The organism is Alloalcanivorax mobilis (assembly GCF_002864685.1).
Lineage (GTDB): Bacteria > Pseudomonadota > Gammaproteobacteria > Pseudomonadales > Alcanivoracaceae > Alloalcanivorax > Alloalcanivorax mobilis.
In genome coordinates this window covers 31,908-54,385 of record NZ_NMQZ01000028.1, presented here as the reverse complement: position 1 = coordinate 54,385, position 22,478 = coordinate 31,908, and the positions used below count along the sequence as shown (strand labels likewise).

General features: G+C 63.3%; 24 protein-coding genes. 5 read left to right on the top strand and 19 right to left on the bottom strand.

Annotated features, from left to right (window positions below; all coding sequences use genetic code 11):
- Positions 1 to 181 precede the first annotated feature (181 nt).
- From CGS25_RS19300 to murJ, 12 genes are all read right to left on the bottom strand, one after another.
- Positions 182 to 607 carry a type IV pilin protein gene (locus CGS25_RS19300; protein WP_089033141.1) on the bottom strand — a complete coding sequence of 142 codons (426 nt, stop codon included), beginning with the start codon at positions 605 to 607 and terminating at the stop codon, positions 182 to 184.
- On the bottom strand, positions 600 to 3,542 hold the full coding sequence (locus tag CGS25_RS13730) for a PilC/PilY family type IV pilus protein (protein WP_101675817.1): 2,943 nt from the start codon (positions 3,540 to 3,542) through the stop codon (positions 600 to 602). The genes CGS25_RS19300 and CGS25_RS13730 overlap by 8 nt, the downstream gene beginning before the upstream one ends.
- On the bottom strand, positions 3,539 to 4,120 hold the full coding sequence (locus tag CGS25_RS13725) for a pilus assembly PilX family protein (protein ID WP_157933834.1): 582 nt from the start codon (positions 4,118 to 4,120) through the stop codon (positions 3,539 to 3,541). The genes CGS25_RS13730 and CGS25_RS13725 overlap by 4 nt, the downstream gene beginning before the upstream one ends.
- The gene (locus CGS25_RS13720; protein ID WP_158672526.1) at positions 4,120 to 4,893 is read right to left on the bottom strand and encodes a PilW family protein; all 774 of its coding nucleotides are present in this window, start codon (positions 4,891 to 4,893) and stop codon (positions 4,120 to 4,122) included. The genes CGS25_RS13725 and CGS25_RS13720 overlap by 1 nt, the downstream gene beginning before the upstream one ends.
- Positions 4,890 to 5,411 (bottom strand): type IV pilus modification protein PilV, encoded by a 522-nt coding sequence (pilV, locus tag CGS25_RS13715; protein ID WP_101675814.1) that lies wholly within the window; start codon positions 5,409 to 5,411, stop codon positions 4,890 to 4,892. The genes CGS25_RS13720 and pilV overlap by 4 nt, the downstream gene beginning before the upstream one ends.
- Positions 5,411 to 5,932, bottom strand: coding sequence for a GspH/FimT family pseudopilin (locus tag CGS25_RS13710; RefSeq protein WP_232802412.1), 522 nt, complete (start codon positions 5,930 to 5,932; stop codon positions 5,411 to 5,413). Before CGS25_RS13710 ends, pilV begins: the two co-directional genes overlap by 1 nt.
- A 207-nt stretch (positions 5,933 to 6,139) precedes the next feature.
- The gene (ispH, locus tag CGS25_RS13705) at positions 6,140 to 7,075 is read right to left on the bottom strand and encodes a 4-hydroxy-3-methylbut-2-enyl diphosphate reductase (RefSeq protein ID WP_101675812.1); all 936 of its coding nucleotides are present in this window, start codon (positions 7,073 to 7,075) and stop codon (positions 6,140 to 6,142) included.
- A 68-nt stretch (positions 7,076 to 7,143) separates the two neighbouring features.
- Positions 7,144 to 7,584: an FKBP-type peptidyl-prolyl cis-trans isomerase gene (locus tag CGS25_RS13700; protein ID WP_089033148.1), complete on the bottom strand. Its 441-nt coding sequence runs from the start codon at positions 7,582 to 7,584 to the stop codon at positions 7,144 to 7,146.
- Positions 7,585 to 7,603: 19 nt separating this feature from the next.
- Positions 7,604 to 8,116 carry a signal peptidase II gene (gene lspA / locus CGS25_RS13695; protein ID WP_089033149.1) on the bottom strand — a complete coding sequence of 171 codons (513 nt, stop codon included), beginning with the start codon at positions 8,114 to 8,116 and terminating at the stop codon, positions 7,604 to 7,606.
- Positions 8,109 to 10,922 carry an isoleucine--tRNA ligase gene (gene ileS, locus CGS25_RS13690; RefSeq protein ID WP_101675811.1) on the bottom strand — a complete coding sequence of 938 codons (2,814 nt, stop codon included), beginning with the start codon at positions 10,920 to 10,922 and terminating at the stop codon, positions 8,109 to 8,111. The genes lspA and ileS overlap by 8 nt, the downstream gene beginning before the upstream one ends.
- On the bottom strand, positions 10,919 to 11,857 hold the full coding sequence (gene ribF, locus CGS25_RS13685; protein ID WP_089033151.1) for a bifunctional riboflavin kinase/FAD synthetase: 939 nt from the start codon (positions 11,855 to 11,857) through the stop codon (positions 10,919 to 10,921). The genes ileS and ribF overlap by 4 nt, the downstream gene beginning before the upstream one ends.
- Before the next feature lie 85 nt (positions 11,858 to 11,942).
- Positions 11,943 to 13,517 (bottom strand): murein biosynthesis integral membrane protein MurJ, encoded by a 1,575-nt coding sequence (gene murJ, locus CGS25_RS13680; protein ID WP_101675819.1) that lies wholly within the window; start codon positions 13,515 to 13,517, stop codon positions 11,943 to 11,945.
- Positions 13,518 to 13,753: 236 nt separating this feature from the next.
- On the opposite strand from murJ, the gene rpsT reads away from it, so the two are divergent.
- The gene (rpsT, locus tag CGS25_RS13675; RefSeq protein ID WP_089033152.1) at positions 13,754 to 14,020 is read left to right on the top strand and encodes a 30S ribosomal protein S20; all 267 of its coding nucleotides are present in this window, start codon (positions 13,754 to 13,756) and stop codon (positions 14,018 to 14,020) included.
- A 204-nt stretch (positions 14,021 to 14,224) separates the two neighbouring features.
- On the opposite strand, the gene proB is transcribed toward rpsT, so the two are convergent.
- The 4 genes from proB to rplU all read right to left on the bottom strand — a co-directional run bounded on the left by proB (position 14,225) and on the right by rplU (position 17,539).
- A complete protein-coding gene (gene proB, locus CGS25_RS13670) occupies positions 14,225 to 15,337 on the bottom strand; it encodes a glutamate 5-kinase (protein WP_101675810.1) in 1,113 nt (370 codons plus the stop codon).
- A gap of 21 nt (positions 15,338 to 15,358) precedes the next feature.
- Positions 15,359 to 16,549 (bottom strand): Obg family GTPase CgtA, encoded by a 1,191-nt coding sequence (gene cgtA, locus CGS25_RS13665; RefSeq protein WP_089033154.1) that lies wholly within the window; start codon positions 16,547 to 16,549, stop codon positions 15,359 to 15,361.
- Positions 16,550 to 16,943: 394 nt separating this feature from the next.
- Complete coding sequence (rpmA, locus tag CGS25_RS13660) at positions 16,944 to 17,204, bottom strand: 50S ribosomal protein L27 (RefSeq protein WP_089033155.1); 261 nt, start codon at positions 17,202 to 17,204, stop codon at positions 16,944 to 16,946.
- Between the two features lie 23 nt (positions 17,205 to 17,227).
- Positions 17,228 to 17,539 carry a 50S ribosomal protein L21 gene (gene rplU, locus CGS25_RS13655; RefSeq protein ID WP_089033156.1) on the bottom strand — a complete coding sequence of 104 codons (312 nt, stop codon included), beginning with the start codon at positions 17,537 to 17,539 and terminating at the stop codon, positions 17,228 to 17,230.
- A gap of 340 nt (positions 17,540 to 17,879) precedes the next feature.
- On the opposite strand from rplU, the gene CGS25_RS13650 reads away from it, so the two are divergent.
- Together CGS25_RS13650 and CGS25_RS13645 are read left to right on the top strand one after the other, a co-directional pair.
- The gene (locus CGS25_RS13650) at positions 17,880 to 18,851 is read left to right on the top strand and encodes a polyprenyl synthetase family protein (protein ID WP_089033157.1); all 972 of its coding nucleotides are present in this window, start codon (positions 17,880 to 17,882) and stop codon (positions 18,849 to 18,851) included.
- A 31-nt stretch (positions 18,852 to 18,882) separates the two neighbouring features.
- Entirely contained in the window at positions 18,883 to 19,464 is a 582-nt protein-coding gene (locus tag CGS25_RS13645; RefSeq protein WP_101675809.1) for a YajG family lipoprotein, read from the top strand.
- 55 nt (positions 19,465 to 19,519) lie between these two features.
- Here CGS25_RS13645 and CGS25_RS13640 read toward each other — a convergent pair whose 3' ends face one another.
- Positions 19,520 to 19,708 (bottom strand): CPXCG motif-containing cysteine-rich protein, encoded by a 189-nt coding sequence (locus tag CGS25_RS13640; RefSeq protein ID WP_232802413.1) that lies wholly within the window; start codon positions 19,706 to 19,708, stop codon positions 19,520 to 19,522.
- Positions 19,709 to 19,786: 78 nt separating this feature from the next.
- Positions 19,787 to 20,179, bottom strand: a complete 393-nt coding sequence (locus CGS25_RS13635; RefSeq protein WP_101675808.1) for an HIT domain-containing protein — start codon at positions 20,177 to 20,179, stop codon at positions 19,787 to 19,789.
- Between the two features lie 228 nt (positions 20,180 to 20,407).
- Here CGS25_RS13635 and CGS25_RS13630 point away from each other — a divergent pair, with 228 nt between their 5' ends.
- Positions 20,408 to 20,800 carry an MAPEG family protein gene (locus CGS25_RS13630; RefSeq protein ID WP_101675807.1) on the top strand — a complete coding sequence of 131 codons (393 nt, stop codon included), beginning with the start codon at positions 20,408 to 20,410 and terminating at the stop codon, positions 20,798 to 20,800.
- Positions 20,801 to 20,830: 30 nt separating this feature from the next.
- Here the strand turns inward: CGS25_RS13630 and CGS25_RS13625 are convergent, their stop codons facing one another.
- A complete protein-coding gene (locus tag CGS25_RS13625) occupies positions 20,831 to 21,844 on the bottom strand; it encodes an AraC family transcriptional regulator (RefSeq protein ID WP_089033162.1) in 1,014 nt (337 codons plus the stop codon).
- Positions 21,845 to 22,245: 401 nt separating this feature from the next.
- On the opposite strand from CGS25_RS13625, the gene CGS25_RS13620 reads away from it, so the two are divergent.
- Positions 22,246 to 22,455: a hypothetical protein gene (locus tag CGS25_RS13620; protein ID WP_089033163.1), complete on the top strand. Its 210-nt coding sequence runs from the start codon at positions 22,246 to 22,248 to the stop codon at positions 22,453 to 22,455.
- Positions 22,456 to 22,478: the final 23 nt, after the last annotated feature.

Genomic DNA, 22,478 nt, shown 5'->3' with positions numbered 1-22,478 from the left:
TGGAGCCGGCGCTTCTCTTTGCGGCTTGCGGCTTGCGGCTTGCGGCTTGCGGCTTGCGGCTTGCGGCTTGCAGCCCGCAACCCCGACCCACAAAGCCTGGCCTCCTGAACCGGCATGGCCCGTGCTGTTCCTTTCAACCTGTCCCCTGCCTTACAGAACCCTGCCTTACAGAACCTGCCGGTCAATCATGCCAGGACGAGGTACTGCTGAGCGTGCAACTGGCGGCGCCCTTAACGAAACAGGTGCGCCCCTGGCTGTCCAGCTTGATGACACCGTCGCCGTCCATGCCGCCCTTGGGGGTGGCGGTGATCACGTAGGCCTGGTCGTCGTTGTCGGTGGTGATGGCGACCGTGTAGTACGAATCGTTCTGCAAACCGGGGCCGACCTTGGACAGGTCGTCGGTGTATTTGAAATTGCGCGCCCGGAAGCCTTCCAGCGACGTGGCCAGATCCATCAGCTTGCCCTGATATTCGGAGCGGCGCCCTTCGCGCACCTGCTCGGTGTACGACGGGTAGGCGATCAGCGCCAGAATGGCGACGATCACCACCACGATCATCAGCTCGATCAGGGTGAAGCCGCGCTGCTGGCGCAAAGCCGGGCTATTCATCGGAGGCCTCCTGAACGGGCGGGAAGTACTCGTTGGCTTTGTTTTTCTGCATCGGATACCAGCGGTGTTTGCGCAGGTTATTGAATTTATTTTGTTCACCGCCGATCACCTCGGCACCAACCAAAAACTTGGTCGTGTCGTCACTGTCATAGAACGGAACCACCGGTGGCGGAATGCCGCCGTTGTCCGTTTCCAGCGGGTCATCCCAGGCGCCGCCCTCCAGAACACCGTCGTTATTAAATTGCCGGGGTTCGCCAGTGACCATGTCGGAGCGGTAAACAAACCCGGAGCCGTAACGCACCACGCAGGGGTCGTCATCCTGGTCGTCGACGCTGGGCACGAAAGTGGTGAAGAGCACATCGCCCTGGAAAATGGTCGCCTGCGCCAGCACTTTCTCGCCGTTCTCGCGAAGGTTGAACTGCCAGCCGGAGCCGGCTTCGTCCAGGGACGGGTTGGCGGCACTGAGCACCGGCAGATCATTGGGGCCGAGCACCTGGTCGGGCTGAGAGGCCTGGCGGAAATCACTGTCAGCGATCATGTAGAACGCCTCGTGGGTCGTTTCGTCCAGCGGGTGGGCCCGGTAGCCGGAGCCAATCCCCACATAGAGCGTCTCGCTGAGGCCGCTCTTGACGTAACCCACCGCCGGCGCTTCATAAAAACGCCGGTAGCCACTGGCGCTGTTGGTCGAGAACTTCGCCAGGCGCACCACGCCGTCCACCAGATCATCGCCGCCGGAGTTATTGATATTGACGCGGAATACCTGGCCGCCCAGATCGCCAAAATAGAGGTAATCGGCGAGGCCATCGAAGTTCAGATCCACCACCGTCATGCCCCCCGGCACTGACCAGTCCATGCTGCCGGTGCTGGTGTGCTCGCCCTGATTGTTCTGGCCCTTGCTGGCCGACCAGATCAGCTCACCGGTCTCCGCGTCCACCATGTAGACGGCGCGGCCCACCTCGTCGGTGCCGGCGCGCTGGCCGATGGTGTCATGGCTTTGCGGGTCATAACCGCCGCCAAACACCAGCACGTTTTTCACGCCGTCACCGGTTCTCACCCGGGTGACGGTGGGCGTGGACCAGGTCTGGCCGAGCAGTTCGAAACCGGAGGTGGCCGACTCACCCGCGCGCGGGCCGTGCACCCGCCACATCACCTCGGGATCGTTGATATCGGACACATCCAGCCCATAGTAGGCGTTGCCGCCACGCCGCATGCCGCCATAGATATAGACGTTATCCGCGTCGCCATCGTCGTCCTGGGTGCGCCAGACCGCCCAGGTGCCGTCCATGCCGTAGAGGCTGCGCCGATTCCCTTCTTCCAGTGGCGGTGAGCGCACGAAATCGTAGGCCCGCTTGACCATTTCGTCGGGCATGAAAGTGAATTTTTCTTCACCGTTTTGCGTATCAATGGCGTGCAGCATGCCGCTGTTGCTGGAGACGAACAGGTAGTTGGTCTGGTCCGAGCCGTCCTCGTCGCTGCCAACCTCGTAGTTGACCAGCAATGGCACGCTGTGCATCGGGTCCGCCCACAGGGTTTTCAGGGCGTTATACACTTTGTACTTATTGTCGAATTCGGGGTTGGCGTTGTTGTCGGGGATGCCAAAGGTGGCGTTGTTGGTCAGATTATTATCGGCGATTCGGGCATCGTTGAGCAGCACTTCGCCGTTGCCGTCGCTGTTGCCGATCACCAGCTTGCGGTTCTGCAATTGCGACAGCGCACCGCCTTTCTTGGCGTCGGCGCCGTCCACTTCCGGCGACCAGAAGCTGGTGGCGTCGTCGCGGAAATAGCCGGTGTCGTCATCCACCGCGGCGCGGCCGTTCTTGTCCACCACCTCGCCGTCGTCGAGCTTGTAGCGCTTCAGGTTACCGGCCCAGACCGAGGTTTTCTCCGGCTTGAACACGGCGAAATAAAGCTGGTCCAGATGCTCCAGCCGGTTGGTCTGGTTGATTGTCACCCCCGGCGAGACAATCGATTGGGAGTCCTCGGCGATCAGGTCAAGAATGTCATTGAACTCCGCCGCCAGTTCCTCGGCGTTGTCGGCCAGACGCACTTCATCGGTGCCACCGCTCACCGCCACCCGTTTCATGTCACTGAGCTTGCTAATGTTTTGACCGAAGGCGACCTGCCAGGTCTTCACCGAACGCTTGCCGTTCTTGTCTTTATCATAGAGCCAGTTGGCCAGATCCACCTGGCAGTTGTAGCTGTTACCGCTGCTGCTGCCACCGGACACCGAGCAGCGGCCGTTGGTCAGGTCATTGACCGCGTCTTCGTCGGAATCGTAGGTGGGGTCGCCATCGGTCATCACGATGATGTGATTGCTTTCGCACTGGTTGGCCATGTTCATCGGCGACGAATAGTAGGAGTCGGTGTAGCACTGGCGATTGCGGCCTGAACCATAGCACTGGATGTTCACCGACAGCCTGGGGTCATTATTCAGCGCCTCGCCGGCCTTGGCGTAATTGGAGGGCGGTTTGCCCAGCATATAACGCGCCATCTCCGAGTACGCTTCCATGGTCGGGGTGTTCGACGTGCCCTGCAGACCATTGACCAGATTTTTTACTTCGGTGCGTTTGGCCGCCGTCATTTCACTGACCGGATAGAACACGTAACCGCCGTAACCGTTGTTGTCGGCGCCGCCATTGAACTTGCCCACGCCAATGCGCACGCCTTCACCCAGGCCGTCCACCACCTGGGTGAACGCCTGCTTGAGTTGATACATCTTGGTGCTGCTCTTGGAACAATCCCGGCTGCCACTGGGCGGATCGCACATACTGCCCGAGGTATCGATGAGAAACAGCACGTTGGCGGCGGCCTCGTTTTCACTGTTGCCGACATCGGCTCTGCCGAAATAGATTTCCGTGTCGTCCGCGTACAACGGGGTGGGAGACAGCACGATCGCCGCCAGCAGCGCGAACAGAAAGAAAGGAAGGCGATTCATGGTGTCTCCCCCGGGTTGGTCTGGCCGCTGTTGACCAGATTCTGAAGGTCGGATGACGCCACCGGGCCGCGCTTGAGCGCTTCCTGCAGGTGATTGTTGTCAACGTGGAAATCGTCGATTTCGCTTTGGCCAAGAATCTCGATACGGAAATCCACCTTTACCGAGGAGTTGCCGGTGAAGCCCACCGCCTCGCCGGAGATTGGCTCCATGCCATTCAGGCGCAACCGGGAGCCGGCCCGCACCAGACCGCGGGAATCGGAACGGTCGCTGCCAGCACAGCCACGATCCAACAGCCCCTGGGCGGCGGTCAGGCAACGGTTGAGCGTCGCCCCATTGAGCAGCGGCTGAAGACCGCTGCTGCCGGCCGCCGCCAATTGCCCGAACGAGGCGTTGACCGCCGACTCGGCGCCCTCGAACGCCATCGCGTCCACCTGGCTGCCGGTGGCGATCTTGGCGCTGAACATACTGGTCTTCATTGCCGTGACGCCAAGCAGCGACACGATCACCAGAATCATCAGCGCCACCAGCAGGGCCACACCGCTCTGGCTGGTCCGTCCGGGAGAGTGCAACACTTTCATCAGATCGTGTCCCATGGATAGTTGCGCAACGCCACGCTGGCGTTGAATTGACGGAATAACGACAGCCCCGTGTCCAGGGTGACGTCTTCATCCAGCACATAGAAGGTCTGCTCACCGCCATCCCCCAGCGCCGGAGCCCGAGCGCCCAGCAGCACCGACAAGCGCACCGCCAGCACCACCTCAGTGCCAATATCGTCGGCGGTCACGTAGCGACCGGCAAAGGGGATGCCATCGTGATTGGTGGTGTCGATGCCGTACAGCACCTGGAAGCTGGACACGCCGGCGAGCAGCGTGACGCCGCTGGTCAACGGCGTGGCCTGATTGCCCCGGCAGCGCAGATTGCCGTCGTCGTCGACCCAGTAGGTATTGATCACATCCTGGTAAGCCATGTCCTCGATATCAACGCCGGCACCCGGCGCCGGGTTGCCTTCGCAATCCTGGCGGGCGTGGTGGGAGACAGTGAGGCGGTCATTACCGTTGTCGTCATCGTTGGCGGAGGCGGCGATGCCACCGGTGGCGGTGGTGATAATGGCCGGCAACAAGGCGGCGGCGACACTGTCATCGCGAAAGCCACTCATGCGTACGTCATCGACGATAAAACGCATGGCCAGTTGGCCCTGCTCCTGCAACCGGGATTCCGCCTGTTGCAGTTGAAAAGTGCGCTGATTGGTATTTAACAGGGAGGCGGCGGCGGCGGTAATCAGCAGCCCCAGCACCATCGCCACCATCAATTCGACCAGGCTGAAACCACCCTGAAACGCACGCCGGTTCATCGGATCACCTCCATCACCACGCATTGGGAATCGGCGGCGGTCTCGATACCGCCATCGCCCATGCAGTCGTCCGCGTCCTGCTCGCCCCAGGCCACCACCACGCAATTGCTGGCACCGGACATCTCGCAGGTGTCCACGCGGATGGTGCCCGCCGGCATGATGTTGGCGGCCTGCCAGGCCAATTGCTGGATGTCCCACTCCGCCATGGCGTCGCTGTCGCAGACACTGGCTCCGGTGCAATCGGACCAGCCATCAGGCTCTTCGCCGGCAGTGGGCGGGGTGTCTGGCCAGGAATCCGCGTCCAGGTAAACGCTGACCGCTTCCGGGTTCACCAGCATGCGCTCCAGGGTGTCGCGGGCCAGAGCGGTGGCGCGGGCACGAATGTGGGCGGTTTCGGCGCCCTTGAGCGCGCTCAGTTGCAGGCCGGCGTAGCCCAGCACGCCGATCGCCAGCACCAGCAGCGCGACCAGAATTTCCACCATTCCCACCCCCCGCTGGTGGCGTCTCATCATGCTCATCACGGCCCCTGATCACACTCGAAGAAATCGTTCTCGATACGGCCGAACCGGCCCAGCCGGATGCGCCGCCCGGTCTCGCCGCTACGACCGTCACAGACGATGAACAACGCCGCGTTGTCGATCATTCCGGAGGGAGCAAAAATCAGCTCGTCGAGGCCGCTGTCCTCGCTGACGGCGACGCCACCGGCGGCGGTGAAGCTCTGGTCCGTTTCCACGGAGCCGGCCGGATAATCGATCAGCCAGCCGTCACTCCAATCGCCACCGCTGGCACTGAGCCGGACCTCGGCGCGCAGGTTCACCGCCTGGGCACGCGCGGTGTGCAGCGCGGTGACCAGATCCGACGCGGTGCTGCGTAGGGCGTTGTTGGCGGTGAGGGTGCGAAACGACGGCACGGCGATGGCCAGCAGCACACCCGCCACCGCCACCGTCACCATCAATTCGATGATGGTAAAACCGTGCGATGGCGCGGCCACCGGTGTGCGTTTGCCCCTGCCCCCCATGTTGTTCTTGCCCCCTGGCATGCTGCTGGCCGGTCCCGTGTTCGGGCCGGCGATTTTACGTTTGGAGGCTTACTGTAACAGCGCCTTAACCACGGGCAATGCCCGGCGGACAAACGGACCGCTGGCCGGAATAAGCGGTATAAGCGATTGAAAAAACGACGTTTTCGGGGATTGAAGACGTGACGGCGATCACATTCCGGGGCCACGAGCGGGCCCCAAAAAAGGTACTCAGCTGCGCAGTTCCCGGGGCATGGAAAAGCGGATGTTTTCTTCACGGCCGGGGATTTCCGCCGCGTCACCGCCGCCCAGTTCGCGCAGACGCGCCACCACCTGGTGCACCAGCTGCTCCGGGGCGCTGGCGCCGGCGGTCACCCCGATGGATTTTTTGCCGGTCAGCCAGGCGGCATCGATCATCGCCGGATCATCCAGCAGATGGGCCGGCGTGCCGCAGCGCTCCGCCAGCTCGCGCAGACGGTTGGAGTTGGAGCTGTTCACCGAGCCGACCACCAGCACCAGGTCGCACTCCAGCGCCAGTTGGCGCACCGCGTCCTGACGGTTGGTGGTGGCGTAACAGATGTCCTCGCGCTTGGGGCCGAGGATATTGGGGAACCGGGTGCGCAAGGCATCAATGATGCGCGCGGTGTCGTCGACACTGAGCGTGGTCTGGGTGACGAACGCCAGGTTGTCCGGGTCGGTGACCTGCAAACGACCGACATCGCGCTCGTCTTCCACCAGATACATACGGCCACCCCGGGCGGTGTCATATTGGCCCATGGTGCCTTCCACTTCCGGGTGGCCCTGGTGGCCGATCAGGATCGCTTCACGCCCTTCGCGGGCATAGCGGATCACTTCCATGTGCACCTTGGTGACCAGTGGACAGGTGGCATCGAACACCTTGAGCGCGCGCCGTTCGGCCTCGTCCTGCACCGCCTTGGAGACGCCATGGGCGCTGAAGATCACGATGGCGTCATCGGGAATCTCATCGAGCTCCTCGACGAACACCGCGCCGCGCTCACGCAGGTCTTCCACCACATAGCGGTTGTGCACCACTTCATGGCGCACATAGACCGGCGGCCCGAACACTTCCAGGGCGCGGTTGACGATTTCGATGGCGCGGTCCACCCCGGCGCAGAAGCCGCGCGGGTTGGCGAGACGAATTTGCATAACGAACTCGGTAGCAATGGATCAACAGTGTAGCGCGTCCGGCCGGCGCTCGTCAGTTCAGGCGCATCTCAGTTCAGGCGCACCGCTTGCTCGGGGGCATCGTGTTCGACCTTGATGATTTCCACTTCGAAAGTCAGATCACGGCCAGCCAGCGGGTGGTTGAAATCCACCGTCACCCAGTCGTCATCCAGCGAGGCGACCACGCCGGGCAACTCGGCGCCGGCGGCGTCGGCGAAATTCATCACCATGCCCGGCTCGAGCGCGTCCTGGGTGGCGAAGGTGCTGCGTTGAAAATGCTGCAGATTCTGCTCGTTGTACTCGCCAAACCCGGACTGCGCGTCGATGAACACACTGCGCTTGTCGCCGGCGCGCAGGCCGAGAATGGCGCGTTCGAAGCCCGGCAGCAGGGATTCATCGCCCCAGGTGAACGCGGCCGGATCGCCCTTGAAGGTGCTGTCCAGTTCGGTGCCGTCCATCAAGCGCACGGCGAAATGGAGCGTCACCCGCATTTGTGGCCCGGCGCGTAACTCATTGCTGGCGGACACGGCGGCCTCCCAGAATCATGTCGAGAATGATCAACGCTGCCCCTATGGTGATGGCGCTGTCGGCGATATTAAAGGCCGGAAAGTGATAATCGCCCCAATAGAAATCGAGAAAGTCCACCACGTGGCCGAGCACGATGCGGTCATACAGGTTGCCCAGAGCGCCGCCGAGAATCAGCGCCAGGGCCGCCCCTTGCAGGCGCTCGGCCGGTTTCAGCCGGGCCAGCCAGGTCAGAATCAGCACCGCCGCGACCACCGCGATCAGCGCGAAGAACCAGCGCTGCCAGCCCCCCGCCTGGGCCAGAAAACTGAACGCGGCACCGGTGTTGTAAGCCAGGGTCAGGTTGAAGAAACCGCTCACTTCAAGCCGCTCGTAAAGCTGAAAGCGGCCAACAATCAGGTGTTTACTGATCTGGTCCAGAGCGATCACCAGCACCGTCAACCACAGCCAGCCAAGCTGACCCTTGCGCAGCGCCTGCGCCTTAATGGCCTCAGGCATAGTGACGCTCCTCGCCGGAGCCTTCCACATTGGTCACGCAGCGGCCGCAGATCTCCGGGTGCGCCGGGTCAACGCCAACGTCCTCGCGGTGATGCCAGCAGCGCGCGCACTTGCTGTGCGGCGACGGCGACACGCTCACCTTGAGGCCGGGCACGGCGCTCTCTTCAAGGCCCGCCGGCGCCTGCGCCAGCGGTTTGAGGGTGGCGGTGGAGGTAATGGTGACGAAGCGCAGCTCGTTGCCCAGCCGTTCCAGCACGCCGGCGAGGCGGTCGTCCACGTACAGGGTGGCGTCGGCGGCCAGATTGGCGCGCAGTTCCTTGCGGTTGCGTGCCTCCTCGATGGCTTTGTTGACCGCCTGTTTCACCGCCTGCACCTGCTCCCAGAACGCCAGATCCATATCGGCGCCCGCCGGCAGATCGAACAGCCCGTCGTACCAGGTGGTCAGGAAAACGGATTCCGGCTTGTCGCCGGGCAGGTGCTCGAACACCTCCTCGGCGGTGAAGCTGAGGATCGGCGCCATCCAGCGCGCCAGCGCCTGGGCGATGTGATACAGAGCGCTCTGGCAGGAACGCCGCGCCACGGAATCTTCGGCGGTGGTGTACTGGCGGTCCTTGATGATGTCCAGATAGAAGCCACCCAACTCATTGGCGCAGAAGTTGTGCAGGCGCTGATACACCTGGTGAAACTGATAGCCAGTGTAGAGCTCGCGCAGTTCTTCCTGAAGCTGGGCGGTGCGGGCCACCGCCCAGCGATCCAGCGCCAGCATGGCATCCGGCGCCAGCAGGTTCGCCGCCGGGTCAAAGCCGCTCAGATTGGAGAGCAGGAAGCGGGCGGTATTGCGGATGCGTCGGTAGCTGTCGGCGACCTGCTTGAAAATGTTCTTGGAGACAGTCATTTCGCCGCGATAATCCGTGGAGGCGATCCACAGGCGCAGGATGTCCGCGCCCAGGTCGTTCCACACTTCCTGGGGGGCGATCACGTTGCCCAGGGATTTGGACATCTTGCGGCCCTGCTCGTCCACCGTGAAGCCGTGGGTGAGCACGCCCTTATAGGGCGCCGCGCCGCGAATCGCGGTGCTGGTCAGCAACGAGGATTGGAACCAGCCACGGTGCTGGTCGGAGCCTTCCAGGTACAGGTCCGCCGGCACCGTCAGCTCCGAGCGCTGCTCCAGCACTGAAAAGTGCGTGGTGCCGGAATCGAACCACACGTCCAGCACGTCGGTGGCCTTGCTGTAACGCTCGGCGTCGGCGCCCAGCAGGTCCGCCGGATCGAGCTGGAACCAGGCTTCGATGCCCTCTTTCTCGACCCGTTTGGCCACCTCTTCGATCAGGCGCGGCGTGTCCGGGTGCGGCTCCGAGGTGGCCTTGTCCACGAACAGGGCGATCGGCACCCCCCAGGTGCGCTGGCGGGAGATGCACCAATCCGGGCGGTCGCGCAGCATGCCTTCCATGCGCGCCTGCCCCCAGTCCGGGGTCCAGGTGACCTGTTTCACTTCCTCACGGGCGCGGGCCAGCAGGCCGCCCTCGCCCATGGCGATAAACCACTGGGCGGTGGCGCGGAAGATGATCGGCGTCTTGTGCCGCCAGCAGTGCGGGTAACTGTGGGTGATGGTTTCCAGCGCCACCAAGGCGCCGCTTTCGCGCAGCGCTTCGATCACCGGGCCGTTGGCCTTGGTGACGTGCAGGCCACCGACCACCGGCAGGTCTTCACGGAACACGCCGTTGTCCTGCACCGGGCTGTCCACTTCCAGGCCGTAGCGTTTGCCGACCACGAAATCGTCTTCACCATGGCCCGGCGCGGTGTGCACGCAGCCCGTGCCGGCGTCCACGGTGACGTGCTCGCCGAGCACCACCGGCACCTGACGCACCAGGAACGGGTGTTGCAACACCAGATGTTCCAGAGCTTCGCCTTTGAAGGGCGCGGAACGCTCAGCGCCGCTCAGTGCATAACGTTCGATCACCGCATCCGCCAGCGCTTCGGCCACCACCAGTTCACGGGCGCGGCCGTCCTGCTCGCCGCTGAGCAGCACATAGTCCACCTCTGGGTGCACCGCCACCGCCTGGTTGGCGGGCAGGGTCCAGGGCGTGGTGGTCCAGATCACCAGGGCCGGGGCGCTGGCCTCGACGCCGGCGCGGGCGCTGAAGTCGGCGGGGTCCACCACGGCGAAGGCGACATCAATGGCCGGCGATTGCTTGTCCTGGTATCCCACTTCCGCTTCCGCCAGAGCGGAGGCGCAATCCAGACACCAGTGCACCGGCTTGAAGCCCTTGGTGAGCAGGCCCTTGTCCACGATCTTGCCGAGTGCGCGAACAATGTTCGCCTCGGTGTCGAAGTTCATGGTCAGGTAGGGGTTGTCCCAGTCGCCGAACACGCCCAGGCGGATAAAGTCCTGTTTTTGCCCTTCGATCTGGGACGCGGCATAGGCTCGGCATTCCGCCCGGAAGGCGCGCGCGTCCACCTTGTGGCCGGCTTTGCCGACCTTCTGCTCCACCTTATGCTCAATGGGCAGGCCGTGGCAGTCCCAGCCGGGCACGTAGGGCGCGTCAAAGCCCTCGAAACCCCGGGATTTGACGATGATGTCCTTGAGCACCTTGTTGATCGAGTGGCCGATGTGGATCGAGCCGTTGGCGTAGGGAGGGCCATCGTGCAGCACGAATTTGGGACGGCCGGCGGCGTTTTCGCGAATCTTCCGATACAGCTCACGCTCGCGCCATTGCTCCAGCCGCTGCGGTTCGCGCTGGGACAGGCCGGCTTTCATGGGAAAGTCGGTATGGGGAAGATTTAGCGTCGCCTTGTAGTCCGTCATAGTCCGTCGTCTTGGTTGAAAAAAGCGTGTACCTGATCCAGGTCCCGCCGGATGGCGGCTTTCAATTGGTCCAGGCCCGAAAATTTCTCCTCGGGCCGCACGAAGCGATGGAAATGCACGGTCAGGTGGGTGCCGTACAGATCGCCACTGTAATCCAGAAGATGCACTTCCAGGCGGTTCTCGGTGCCGTTCACCGAGGGCCGGGTGCCCATGTTGGCGGCGCCGGGCAGGCCTTTGAAATCGGGGCCATCCACGGTCACCGCGAACACGCCGTTGAGGGGTGAAACGGCCCGTTTCAGGGCCAGATTCACGGTGGGCACCTCAATGGTGCGGCCAATCTTGTCACCGTGACGCACCCGCCCGCTGATCGCGTAGGCACGCCCCAGCAGCCTCTCGGCAAGGGCGAAATCCCCGGCTTCCAGGGCACCGCGAACGCGCGTGCTGGAGACCCGTTCGCCGGCCACTTCACAGGTGGTGGTGTCGGTGACCTCAAAACCCAAACGCTCACCGGCCTCGCGCAGATAATGGAAATCACCGTCGCGGCCACAACCGAAGCGGAAATCATCGCCCACCACCAGGTATTCGATGCCCAGGCCCTCAACCAGCAGGCGTTGCACGAAGGTGCCCGCGTCCAGGCTTCGGAACGCCTCATCGAAGCGCACACAAAGCACCTGATCGACGCCGCAATCGCGCAACGCGATCAGCTTATCGCGCAGGCTGGTGAGCCGCGCCGGCGCCCGCTGCGGGGCGAAGAATTCCTGGGGTTGCGGCTCGAACAGCATCACCGTGGCCGGTACCCCGCGGGCACGCGCTTCACGGAGCACCTGATCGAGAATGCGCTGGTGGCCCAGATGCACGCCATCGAAATTGCCAATGGTCGCCACGCAGCCCCGCTGGGCCCGGTGCAAATTGTGGATGCCGCGAATCAGTCGCATTCCGCCCTCATTGCTACTCCGAAACGACCACCCCGAAAGAGCCATCGGGCGACCGATCCGGATGAAAAGAGGCCGATTATAGAAATCATCGCCTCAAGTGGCGAGGCCTGAGACCAACAATCACCAGTGTCAGCAGATAAACCGCCACGCCGGCGACCACGATCAGCGTCAGCCAGACAATGCGATCCGTTAACGGGCCGTGCAACCAGACCTGCGCCTGGCGGGCCATGAAATAGATGGTGCCGGCCATCGTGGCGCCCGCCACCAGCAGCCGCAACCAGTGCGCCAGCCAGCCCTGGCCCGGCGTGTAGGCGCCGCTGCGACGCAGGCCGATGTACAGCAAGCCACCGTTCAACCAGGCCGCCAGCGACGTGGCCAGCGCCAGCCCAGCATGGGCCAGCGGCCAGATCAGAATCAGGTTCAGCACCATGTTGGCGACCATCGCGATGATGCCGATCTTCACCGGCGTGCGCGTGTCCTGGCGGGCATAGAAGCCCGGCGCCAGAATCTTGATCAGCATAAAGGCGACCAGCCCGACACTGTAAGCGCGCAGCGACTGTGCCGAGCGCAGCACATCGTTGGCACTGAATTCGCCATGGTTGAACAGGGTCGACAACAGCGGTTCGGCGATCACCGCCAGCGCCAGCGCCGCCGGCACGCCGATCAGCAGCACCAGCCGCAGGCCCCAATCGAGGGTTCGGGAAAAGGCGTCCGGCGAGGCATTGGCATGCTTGCTGGAAAGGCTCGGCAGGATCACCGTGCCAATGGCGATGGCGAACACCCCCAGCGGCAGTTCGGTGAGGCGGTCGGAATAATACAGCCAGGTCACCGAGCCGGTTTCCAGCATTGAGGCCAGCACCGTGTCGAGCAGCAAATTGATCTGGCTCACCGACACCCCGAACAGCGCCGGCGCCATCAGCCGCAATATTTTCCGCACCCCTTCGTCGCGCCAGGCCATGCGCGGCACCGGCATCAGGCTGAGCCGGGCCAGGAACGGCAGTTGGAACATTAACTGCACGACACCCGCGATCAGTACCCCCCAGGCCAGGGCCACCGCCATGCGGCCTTCCGCGAAATGCGGCGCCAGAAGCAAAGCGCTGCCGATCAGGCTGAGGTTGAGCAGCACCGGCGTGAAGGCGGGCACGGCGAACCGGTTCCAGGTGTTGAGAATGGCGCCGGAGAACGCGGTCAGGGCAATAAAGAACAGATACGGGAAGGTCAGCCGCAGCATTTCCACCGCCAACTGCCGTTTGTGGGGGTCGTCGCCAAACCCGGGGGCGAACACCCAGATCAGCAGCGGCGCGCCGATCACCCCGAGCACGGTGACCAGCACCAGCACCCCACCCAGCGTGCCGGCGACCCGGTCGATCAGCAGCTTGCTGGCGGCCAGATGGCCCTCGTCCCGGGAGCGGCTGCGGTACTCGCTGAGCACCGGCACGAACGCCTGATTAAAGGCGCCCTCGGCGAACAGGCGGCGCAGGAAGTTGGGAATACGGAAAGCCACGAAGAACGCATCGGTGCCCGCGGAGGCGCCCAGCAAGCGGGCCAGCACCACGTCGCGGACCAGCCCCAGCACCCGGGAGAGCAGGGTCATGGCGCTCACCACCAGGGTCGAGGCCAGCAATCCGCCTTTTTTTGCCTGCGTATCCTGCTGTTCCATTTTGGCTCCCAGAAAACCGGCCAAGAGTACCCAAAGCCCCCCGCCGCCGCCACTGTGGCCGATGCCCGCGCCGCGCCGGCGGCCGCTGCCGCCACGCCGCCGAAGATCGCCCACGACCATTGACAATCGCTACCCGGATGGGCATAGTTGCCCGCCTTATCGACCGGCGCAGCCCATCCTGGCGCCCCGGTGCAACCGAATACGACCGTCGATCTACGATTTATAGGAGCAGGACCTTGGCTAACTCACCGCAAGCACGCAAGCGCGCGCGTCAGGCGGAAAAGCGTCGTCAGCACAACGCTGCGATGCGTTCCATGGTGCGTACGTACCTCAAGAAGGTGAACGCGGCCATTGCGTCCGGCGACCAAGGCGCCGCTCAGGAAGCTTTCCAGAAGGCGACCTCCGTGCTGGACAAGGCCACCCGCAAGGGCAAGTATCACCCGAACAAGGCAGCTCGCCACAAGAGCCGCCTGAACGACAAGATCAAGGCTTTGGCTGCCTGATCGACTTGTTCGTGTTCAAATAAAAAAACCGGCTTCGGCCGGTTTTTTTATGCTCGATGCTGGACGCCTGACGCTGGACGCTGGACGCTAAACCCGGTTCGGAGAGCGAGGGCGTGTTTCCTGAGGTGTTATTGACAATGCACGCAGAAAACACGCCGGAACTAGCCGTTTGAGGGTTTAGCGTCCAGCGTCAGGCGTCTAGCGTCAGGCGCCCAAAACCACCATATTATCCCGGTGGATCAATTCCTTCTCGTTGATAAAGCCCAGCACATCGGCGATCTCGCTGCTTTTTCGGCGGCAGATGCGGCGCGCGTCGGCGGCGTCGTAGTTGACCAGGCCACAGGCGACGCGCTCGCCATTTTCGTCTTCGCAGGACACCATCTCGCCCCGCGAAAACTGGCCGAACACATCCACCACGCCCACCGGCAACAGGCTGGAGCCGGATTCCCGCACCCGCCGCACCGCGCCGGCGTCCAGCACCAGCCGGCCGCGCATGCGCAGATGCCCGCCCAGCCATTGTTTACGAGCGTTCAGCGGTGAGGTATCCGGGGTCAGCGTGGTGCCGGGCGCGAGCCCGTCGGCCAGTTCGGTGAGCACCTCGGGCCGGCGGCCGGAGGCGATCGAGGTGAGGGTGCCGGAACGCGCCGCCAGGCCAGCGGCACGCACCTTGGTGGCCATGCCGCCGCGCCCCAGCGCCGAGCCGCCGCCACCGGCCATGGCGGCGATCGCCGGGTCGGAGGCACGCGCTTCGCGAATCAGGCCGGCGTGCGGGTTTTGCCGGGGGTCGGCGTCGAACAGGCCATCCTGATCGGTGAGAATAACCAGGCGATCCGCCTCCACCAGGTTGGCCACCAGCGCCGCCAGGGTGTCGTTGTCACCAAAGCGGATTTCGTCGGTGACCACGGTGTCGTTCTCGTTGACCACCGGCACCACCGCGAAGCCGAGCAGGGTCAGCAGAGTACTGCGGGCATTCAGGTAGCGCTTACGGTCGGACAAGTCATCGTGGGTCAGCAGCACCTGGGCGGTGTGCAGGCCATGCCCCTGGAAACAGGTCTCCCAGGCGCGCACCAGCCCCATCTGCCCAACCGCCGCGGCCGCCTGGAGCTCATGCACGGATTCCGGGCGGCGGCTCCAGCCGAGACGGGTCATGCCTTCCGCCACCGCCCCGGAGGACACCACCACCAGCTCGATGCCACGGTGACGCAGGGCCACCATGCGGTCCACCCAGGTCTGCATCAGCGCCCGGTCCAGCCCTTTGCCATCGTTGGTCAGCAGGGCACTGCCAATTTTGATTACCCAGCGCGCGCGTTCCGCCATGAATTGCCCATCGGTTCCTGATCAGCGTTCGTAGACCACTTCCACATCGTGGTCGTCGTCATCGTCATTGTCATCGTCGTCATCACGTCGGCGCGCCACTTTGGCGTCCCGCTTGATCTCCTGCACCTTCTCGCGGGCCTCTTCTTCCAGGCGCCCGCGAAGCTGACGCTGAGCGGCGGCGTATTGCGGGTCTTCCTGCTCCAGGCGGCGGCGGTCCTCGATCGCATTCATCAAGGCGTACACCAGTTCCTCGCAGCCCACCCCGGCGGCCGCCGAGATCCGGAAGACCGGCCCCTGCCAGCCCAACTCCTCGACAATCTCCACGGCACGCTGCTCCGCCTCTTCGTCGGGGAGCAGATCGATCTTGTTGAATACCAGCCAGCGCTCCTGCTCGGCCAGTGCCGGGGAAAAGCGATCCAGCTCATCGGCGATGGCGTCGATATGATCCGCGGGATTGCCGTCCACCGGCTCGATGTCGACCACATGCAACAGCAAGCGGGTACGCGCCAGATGCTTAAGGAAGCGGATGCCCAGGCCGGCGCCATCGGCGGCGCCTTCGATCAGACCGGGGATGTCCGCCACCACGAAGCTGCGATAGCGGTCCGCTTTCACCACGCCCAGGTTCGGCACCAGGGTGGTGAAGGGGTAATCGGCGACCTTGGGCTTGGCGGCGGAAATGGCCCGAATCAGCGTGCTTTTGCCCGCATTCGGCATGCCCAGCAGCCCGACGTCCGCCAGCACCTTCAATTCCAGGCGCAACCGACGGGACTCGCCCGGGGTGCCCTTGGTGGTCTTGCGGGGGGCCTGGGTGATGCTGCTCTTGAAGTGCACATTGCCGAGCCCGCCCCGGCCCCCCTGGGCGACCATCACCTTTTCATCCGCGCGGGTCAGATCCGCCAGCACTTCCTGGGTGTCCACGTCCACCACGGTGGTGCCCACCGGCACCACCAACACCACGTCCTCGGCGGATTTGCCGGTCATCTGCCGGCCCTTGCCACCCTCGCCGCTGCGCGCCTTGAAAATGCGCTCGTAGCGATAGTCCACCAGGGTGTTGAGATTGCTGTCCGCTTGCACGTAGACGTGCCCGCCGGCCCCGCCATCGCCGCCGTCGGGGCCGCCGAACTCCACGTACTTTTCACGCCGGAAGCTCAGACAGCCATCGCCGCCTTTACCCGCGTGTACATCAATGGTGGTTTCGTCGACAAACTGCATGATGGAGGCTCTTCAGAACGGATCGGTGGATATTCTAGCGCAGCTGCAAGCTGCACGCTGTACGCCAGGGCTTGCGTGGCGGAAAGGCCGTGCCGGCCGAACGCCTGTTGAAAGTTAAAGGTTAAAAGTTGAAACGCGAGCGATGTTCCGCTGAGACAGCAAGACCATGCCCGCGCTTACTGGAAAGATTCACCCTATCCCCGCCCGGCCGTAGGCCGCGGGCAAGCGCCGAGCACTCACGACCTTTCAACTTTTAACTTTTAACTTTCAACCCATTGCCCCGTTATCTAAACGGCTTTCCCTAAGGGCCGATGCTACTCGCTGCCTCTTGCCCCACAAAAAAACCCCGCGGGCGCGAGCCTCACGGGGCTTTTGTGGCCGCATCCCGGAGGGATCAGGCGACGGGCTCGATCACCACGTATTTGCGGCTGAGCGGGCCTTTGACCTCGAACTTCACGCGGCCGGCTTCGGTGGCGAAGATCGTGTGATCCTTGCCGATCCCGGTGTTCACACCGGGGTGGAAGCGGGTACCGCGCTGACGAATGATGATTTCGCCGGCCTGGACCACCTGACCGCCAAAGCGCTTAACGCCAAGGCGCTTACTCTGGGAGTCGCGACCGTTACGAGTACTACCACCGGCTTTTTTATGTGCCATGTCTCAATCCTCTGTTGCCCGGATCAGCCCTGGATCCCGGTGATTTTCACCGCCGTGTACCACTGGCGATGGCCCTGCTGCTTGCGATAGTGCTTGCGGCGGCGGAACTTCACAATCTTGATCTTCTTGTGACGACCCTGCTCGACCACCTCGGCGGTCACTTTGGCGCCGGCCAGAAGCGGCTGACCCACCTGCACGTTATCGCCGTCGGCAACCAGCAGTACCTGGTCGAAGTCCACGGATTCACCGGTGGCCACTTCCAGCTTCTCCACGCGCAGGGTATCACCCTCTTCCACGCGGTACTGCTTGCCACCGGTTTTGATGACTGCGTACATCTACACTTGCTCCAGTAAATCCTCGCGGGCGGACCAGATCGGAAATACGGTCGGTGAGACCGTTCCGATGACGAGTCGCTTTCGGTGCCCGTGGGACGATCAAATCGGGCCGCGAAGTTTACGCCAAAGCCGGGCCCGGCTCAAGCCCGCCGAGACCGGTGTTTTCGCGGCACCGGCCGGTTTTTACACCGTTGCAGGGCTTTTCTTGACTGGCCGGGCGCCGCTGCTAGCATTGCCCGCTGTTCGCGCCCTGTTTCCCCGCGCGCCTGCCCGCTGGCCCGCTCGCCAGCCGCCGGCGCGGGGCGGCGGGCCCAATACCAACCACTCGGTCAGCGCCCCCATGGATTTTAAGGCCATCAGCTCCATCGTCGACGACGACTTCGAGGCGGTGAACCGCTTCATCACTCACCATCTCGACACCGGGGTGCCGCTGATTCGGGAAGTGGGCGATTACATCGTCGATTCCGGCGGCAAGCGCATGCGCCCGCTGGTCAGCCTGCTCAGCGCGCGGGCGGCGGGCTATCAGGGTGGCCAGCATGTGGACGTGGCGGCGGTGATCGAATTCCTGCACACGGCGACCCTGCTTCACGACGACGTGGTGGACGAATCGAGCCTGCGCCGGGGCCGGCCCACGGTCAACGCGGTGTGGGGCAACTCCGCCAGCGTGCTGGTGGGCGATTTTCTGATCTCGCGCGCGCTGCAATTGCTGGTTGCCCTGAGAAACCACCGCTTGCTGGAAATTCTCTCGCAGAGCACCAACACCATCTCCGAAGGGGAGGTGTTGCAGTTGATCAATCGCCGCGACCCCACCACCACCGAAGCCAGCTATATGCGGGTGATTCACCACAAAACCGCCAAGATGTTCGAGTCCGCCGCCGAAACCGGCGCGGTGCTGGGGATCCGCGGCGAACACGATCAGAGCGAGCTGTTCGCCCGCTTCGGGCGCCATCTCGGCATCGCCTTCCAGTTGATCGATGACGTGCTCGACTACCAGGGCAACGTGGCGGAACTGGGCAAAAACGTGGGCGACGATCTCGCCGAGGGCAAACCCACCCTGCCGCTGATTTATGCCATGCAGCATGGCAACGCGGCGCAGGCGGAGCTGATTCGCGGTGCGATCCGCTCCGGCGGCCTGGACAATCTGACCCAGATCGTTGACACGGTGCGCGAGTGCGGCGGCCTGCAATACACCATCGACCGCGCCGCCGAGCACACCCGCCTGGCCCTGGAGGCGCTGGAACCGGTGGCGAACTCCAAGTATAAGGAAGCACTCTATACCTTGGCGGAAGAGTCGCTCAAACGCACTCACTGAACCGCCATCCATCATCAAGGGAGAGGGTTTTATGCGACACCTACTGACCATCACCGTGCTGGCACTGCTGCTGGGCGGTTGCGCGCTGAGCCCGCAGCAGATTGAGATCGAGCCCAATGTCACCGTGCCCACCGTCAACCGGGGCAATAACATGCCGGTACAGGTGATCGCGGTGGATTCCCGCTCCAAGCAGGCGTTCGGCTCGCGCGGCGGAGTCTATAAGGACACCGCCCTGGTGCAACCGGCCAACGACATTCGTCAGGCAATCGCCGAATCGGTGCGCAAAGGCCTGCAAAGCCAGGGTTTCAACGCCTTCAATCCGGGCCAGGACGCCACCACGCTGGAAGTGCGCCTGGAGCAGTTGGATTACATCCCCGAACAGGGCTCGGTGGTCAACGAAGTGACCCTCAACCTGGAACTGCTGGCGGAGGCCCGCCGTGGGCCGACCACGCACACCGGCACCTACAAGAGCAGCGTGGTGCACGATGTGCCGTTCACGCCGAACGCCTCACGCAACCAGACCATGATCAATGACATTCTGGGCAAGGCGATCCAGCGCATGCTGCAAGACCCGGAAATGCTCAACTTCCTGTCCGGTAACGACACGCCCTGATCCCCGCGCCGGGCCGGCCCTTGTTGAAACGAAAAGGGCGGCCCGGACATCGGCTTTATTCGTTCTCCGCGCGCACCGTCACCTGGGGGCTCTCGGGGTCTTCGAGGGCCACCGTCAGCAGCAGAGGCTGGCAACAGACGTGGCAATCCTCCACGTACTCCTGATCGCCCTGGGAGGGGTCCACCAGCGCATCAAAGTGCTCCCAGCAGTGCGGGCACTGCACGCTTACCGCAATCAACTCCATCACTTTCGCTCCTGTGCGCCGCTTTCCATCGTGCTGCTTTCCGTCGTGCCGCTTTCCGCCATGCCGCTTTCCACCGTGCTATTGGGGCAGGCGCAGATCGCCAAGCCAGGCGGGCGGCGCCTCGATCGGCTGAGGCGTGCCCTGCCCCCATACCGGCCCCGGCCAGCAGGGGTCATTCTGGAAGCGGGCGATGATGTGCACGTGCAACTGCGGCACCAGATTGCCGAGCGCGCCGATGTTGATCTTCTCCGCGCCGGTGACCCGCTCCAGCTCGGCCGCCAGATGATTCACCGTGCTCAACAGCCGGCCCTGCTCCACCACCGGCAAGTGATGCCATTCGCGTAACGCTTCGCGTTTAGGCACCACGATCAGCCAGGGAAAGCGGCCATCACGCATCCAGCGCAGCCAACACAGCGAGGTCTCGCCCAGAGCGCCGGTGTCGGCGGCCAGACGGGAATGCAGTTCTACCATGGATGAGTCTCCGGAAAAGGCCCCGCCTCACCGGTGGCCAGGACCGGGCAACGTGCAAAGACTGAAAAAAAGCTCTAGGATCATACGCAAAAATATTGTCATACCGAGACGTTATTGAACGTCGCCTCAAGACCGGCAGGAACACCGGCCTCAATTACCAGGGAGGGCACCATCTATGCATCCGGGTGATCGCCCACCGGCGTTCACCTTACCGATTGGGGGAAGATCATGGAATGGGTTGCCATCGTAACCACGGTCGCGTTGATTCAATGCACGCTGTTCAGTTTTGTGGTCGGCCGGGCCCGAGTGAAATACCAGATTCGCGCCCCGGCCGTGCAGGGCCATGAACTGTTCGAGCGCACCTTGCGTATCCATGCCAATACGGTGGAGCAACTGATCTTGTTCCTGCCAGCACTCTGGCTGTTCGCCTGGTATCTGGAACCGCGCGCAGCGGCGGTACTCGGCGGCGCCTTCATTCTCGCCCGGCAGCGCTACTTCAACGATTATCTGGAACAGCCGCGGGAGCGCGGCACCGGCTTTCTGGCCGGCTTACTGGTGACCCTGACGCTGCTCGCCGGTGGCCTGGCCGGCGCCGTCTACCGTCTTTGTCTGAGCGGTTAGCCTGGTCCGGCTGCCCACCGTGAAACCGGGTCAGCGATAATCCGACGGGCTGCGCCCGGTCCAGCGGCGGAACGCGCGGGCGAAATTGGAGGCGTCCGAATAGCCCAGCGCCAGCGCCACCTCATCCACCGAACGCTGGCTCTGGGTCAGGTATTCCACCGCCAACCCCTTGCGCAGGTCGTCGAGCAGACGCTGATAACTGGTACCCAATTGCTGGAGCTTTCGTTTCAAGGTGCGCGAGGACATGTGCATTTCGGAGGCGACATCCTCAACCCCGGGGAAACCACCCGAGCCGGCCAGCATGATGCGGCGCACCCGTCCAAGCAACGGCGGTGGCGCTTTGATCTGCTCCATCTCCTGTTCGCACTGAGCGGCGGCCATTTGCGCCAGCCGCGGGTCGGCGAAGCGCAAACGGCGCTGTAGCCGCTCTGCGGGAAAACGCATCTGGCTGTAGGCGCAGTCAAAATAAATCGGCACCGGAATCAACGCCCGCAGCTTCTGAAAATACGCCGGCTCCGGGTAGGAAAAGCGCAACTCGCCGAAGATTTCCATGTCGGGCAGAAGCTGCATGCCCATAAAGTGAAAACTGGAAAACAGGCTTTCGATCACCAACGGTGCCAGCTCACCCAAGGAAAGCATTTCGTTGACCTGCAGAACCGCCCACTCGCCGTCCACGAACAGCTCCAGTTGAACGATGGTGCTGCGGGTGCGGAAGTACTTCACCGCCAGCTCCAGGGCGTCGCCAAGGGTATCGCTGCTCATCGCCGCGTAGCCCAGAAAACCGTGGGAAGAGAGCGTCATGGAGGCGCCCAGCTCCCACCCGAGCCAGGGCTCCTCGGTGAGTGCCAGTACGCGCCGGGCAAACCGATCAAACACCTTGGCGGTCAGCCGGGCCCTGGGGTCACGCCAACTGCCCGCCTCGATCCTCAAGCCGGCCAACGCCTGGTCTTCGGAAATGCCGCGCTTAGCCAGAACCTCCAACATCAAAGTCAGATACTCCGCGGAGATGGAGTAGTCCTCGGCGCTCATTTTTAGAATTGTCATTGTCTCTCCGACTCATCGTCGCCATGGCCCGAAATGACCGAAAAGCCAAAAGATACCCGGTTCGATCCCATTCGCGCAAGGCCATTGTGAACATTCGTACCAGATCGGACTGTTCGCGGGTATGGCCTGACCACCTCGCGCGCACCTCCGGTTGGCCCGGGCCTCTCGGCAGACGGTCTGCGGCGGACGGTCCGCCCCGGTTTTTCTCGACTGACACGCAACGTCCGGCGCCGGTGGCGCAAATTGTCACAACCTGCCGTGGCGCGGGGCTTTCTCCGGCCCCTTGCTGCCATCGAGCCTGTATCCGTTTGATAAATATGAATTTTTTATCTTTCTTCGTTTGGCACGATTCTCGCTGTAACGGACCCTGAGCAGACAGGGCAAACAATGGGTGAGCGGCCATGACAAAGATTGTGCGGATCGAGAAGCGACACCCGGAAGCGGCCTTGGAAAACCTCAACCGGGTCACCGGTCTGGAGTTCGAGCGGTGGCCGGAGTCATTGCTCGACTGCGTGGAACAGGACGGCGTGGAGCGGGGAAACACGCCATCGGATGAGAGCCCTGGGGAGGCTGCCGAGCGGATGGCGCGGGTCGGCCAGTTGGGTAGTTAACAGAGCCGGCCACCCGCTCGCGA

Coding starts and splice junctions, on each gene's coding strand:
- ispH (WP_101675812.1), bottom strand. CDS start 7,075: ATGCAAATTCGTCTCGCCAACCCGCGCGGCTTCTGCGCCGGGGTGGAC.
- CGS25_RS13700 (WP_089033148.1), bottom strand. CDS start 7,584: ATGCGGGTGACGCTCCATTTCGCCGTGCGCTTGATGGACGGCACCGAA.
- CGS25_RS19300 (WP_089033141.1), bottom strand. CDS start 607: ATGAATAGCCCGGCTTTGCGCCAGCAGCGCGGCTTCACCCTGATCGAG.
- CGS25_RS13650 (WP_089033157.1), top strand. CDS start 17,880: ATGGATTTTAAGGCCATCAGCTCCATCGTCGACGACGACTTCGAGGCG.
- ileS (WP_101675811.1), bottom strand. CDS start 10,922: ATGACGGACTACAAGGCGACGCTAAATCTTCCCCATACCGACTTTCCC.
- murJ (WP_101675819.1), bottom strand. CDS start 13,517: ATGGAACAGCAGGATACGCAGGCAAAAAAAGGCGGATTGCTGGCCTCG.
- CGS25_RS13730 (WP_101675817.1), bottom strand. CDS start 3,542: ATGAATCGCCTTCCTTTCTTTCTGTTCGCGCTGCTGGCGGCGATCGTG.
- ribF (WP_089033151.1), bottom strand. CDS start 11,857: ATGCGACTGATTCGCGGCATCCACAATTTGCACCGGGCCCAGCGGGGC.
- rpmA (WP_089033155.1), bottom strand. CDS start 17,204: ATGGCACATAAAAAAGCCGGTGGTAGTACTCGTAACGGTCGCGACTCC.
- CGS25_RS13620 (WP_089033163.1), top strand. CDS start 22,246: ATGACAAAGATTGTGCGGATCGAGAAGCGACACCCGGAAGCGGCCTTG.
- CGS25_RS13625 (WP_089033162.1), bottom strand. CDS start 21,844: ATGACAATTCTAAAAATGAGCGCCGAGGACTACTCCATCTCCGCGGAG.
- proB (WP_101675810.1), bottom strand. CDS start 15,337: ATGGCGGAACGCGCGCGCTGGGTAATCAAAATTGGCAGTGCCCTGCTG.
- CGS25_RS13630 (WP_101675807.1), top strand. CDS start 20,408: ATGGAATGGGTTGCCATCGTAACCACGGTCGCGTTGATTCAATGCACG.
- CGS25_RS13640 (WP_232802413.1), bottom strand. CDS start 19,708: ATGGAGTTGATTGCGGTAAGCGTGCAGTGCCCGCACTGCTGGGAGCAC.
- CGS25_RS13725 (WP_157933834.1), bottom strand. CDS start 4,120: ATGAAAGTGTTGCACTCTCCCGGACGGACCAGCCAGAGCGGTGTGGCC.
- rplU (WP_089033156.1), bottom strand. CDS start 17,539: ATGTACGCAGTCATCAAAACCGGTGGCAAGCAGTACCGCGTGGAAGAG.
- CGS25_RS13710 (WP_232802412.1), bottom strand. CDS start 5,932: ATGCCAGGGGGCAAGAACAACATGGGGGGCAGGGGCAAACGCACACCG.
- cgtA (WP_089033154.1), bottom strand. CDS start 16,549: ATGCAGTTTGTCGACGAAACCACCATTGATGTACACGCGGGTAAAGGC.
- CGS25_RS13645 (WP_101675809.1), top strand. CDS start 18,883: ATGCGACACCTACTGACCATCACCGTGCTGGCACTGCTGCTGGGCGGT.
- lspA (WP_089033149.1), bottom strand. CDS start 8,116: ATGCCTGAGGCCATTAAGGCGCAGGCGCTGCGCAAGGGTCAGCTTGGC.
- pilV (WP_101675814.1), bottom strand. CDS start 5,411: ATGAGCATGATGAGACGCCACCAGCGGGGGGTGGGAATGGTGGAAATT.
- CGS25_RS13720 (WP_158672526.1), bottom strand. CDS start 4,893: ATGAACCGGCGTGCGTTTCAGGGTGGTTTCAGCCTGGTCGAATTGATG.
- CGS25_RS13635 (WP_101675808.1), bottom strand. CDS start 20,179: ATGGTAGAACTGCATTCCCGTCTGGCCGCCGACACCGGCGCTCTGGGC.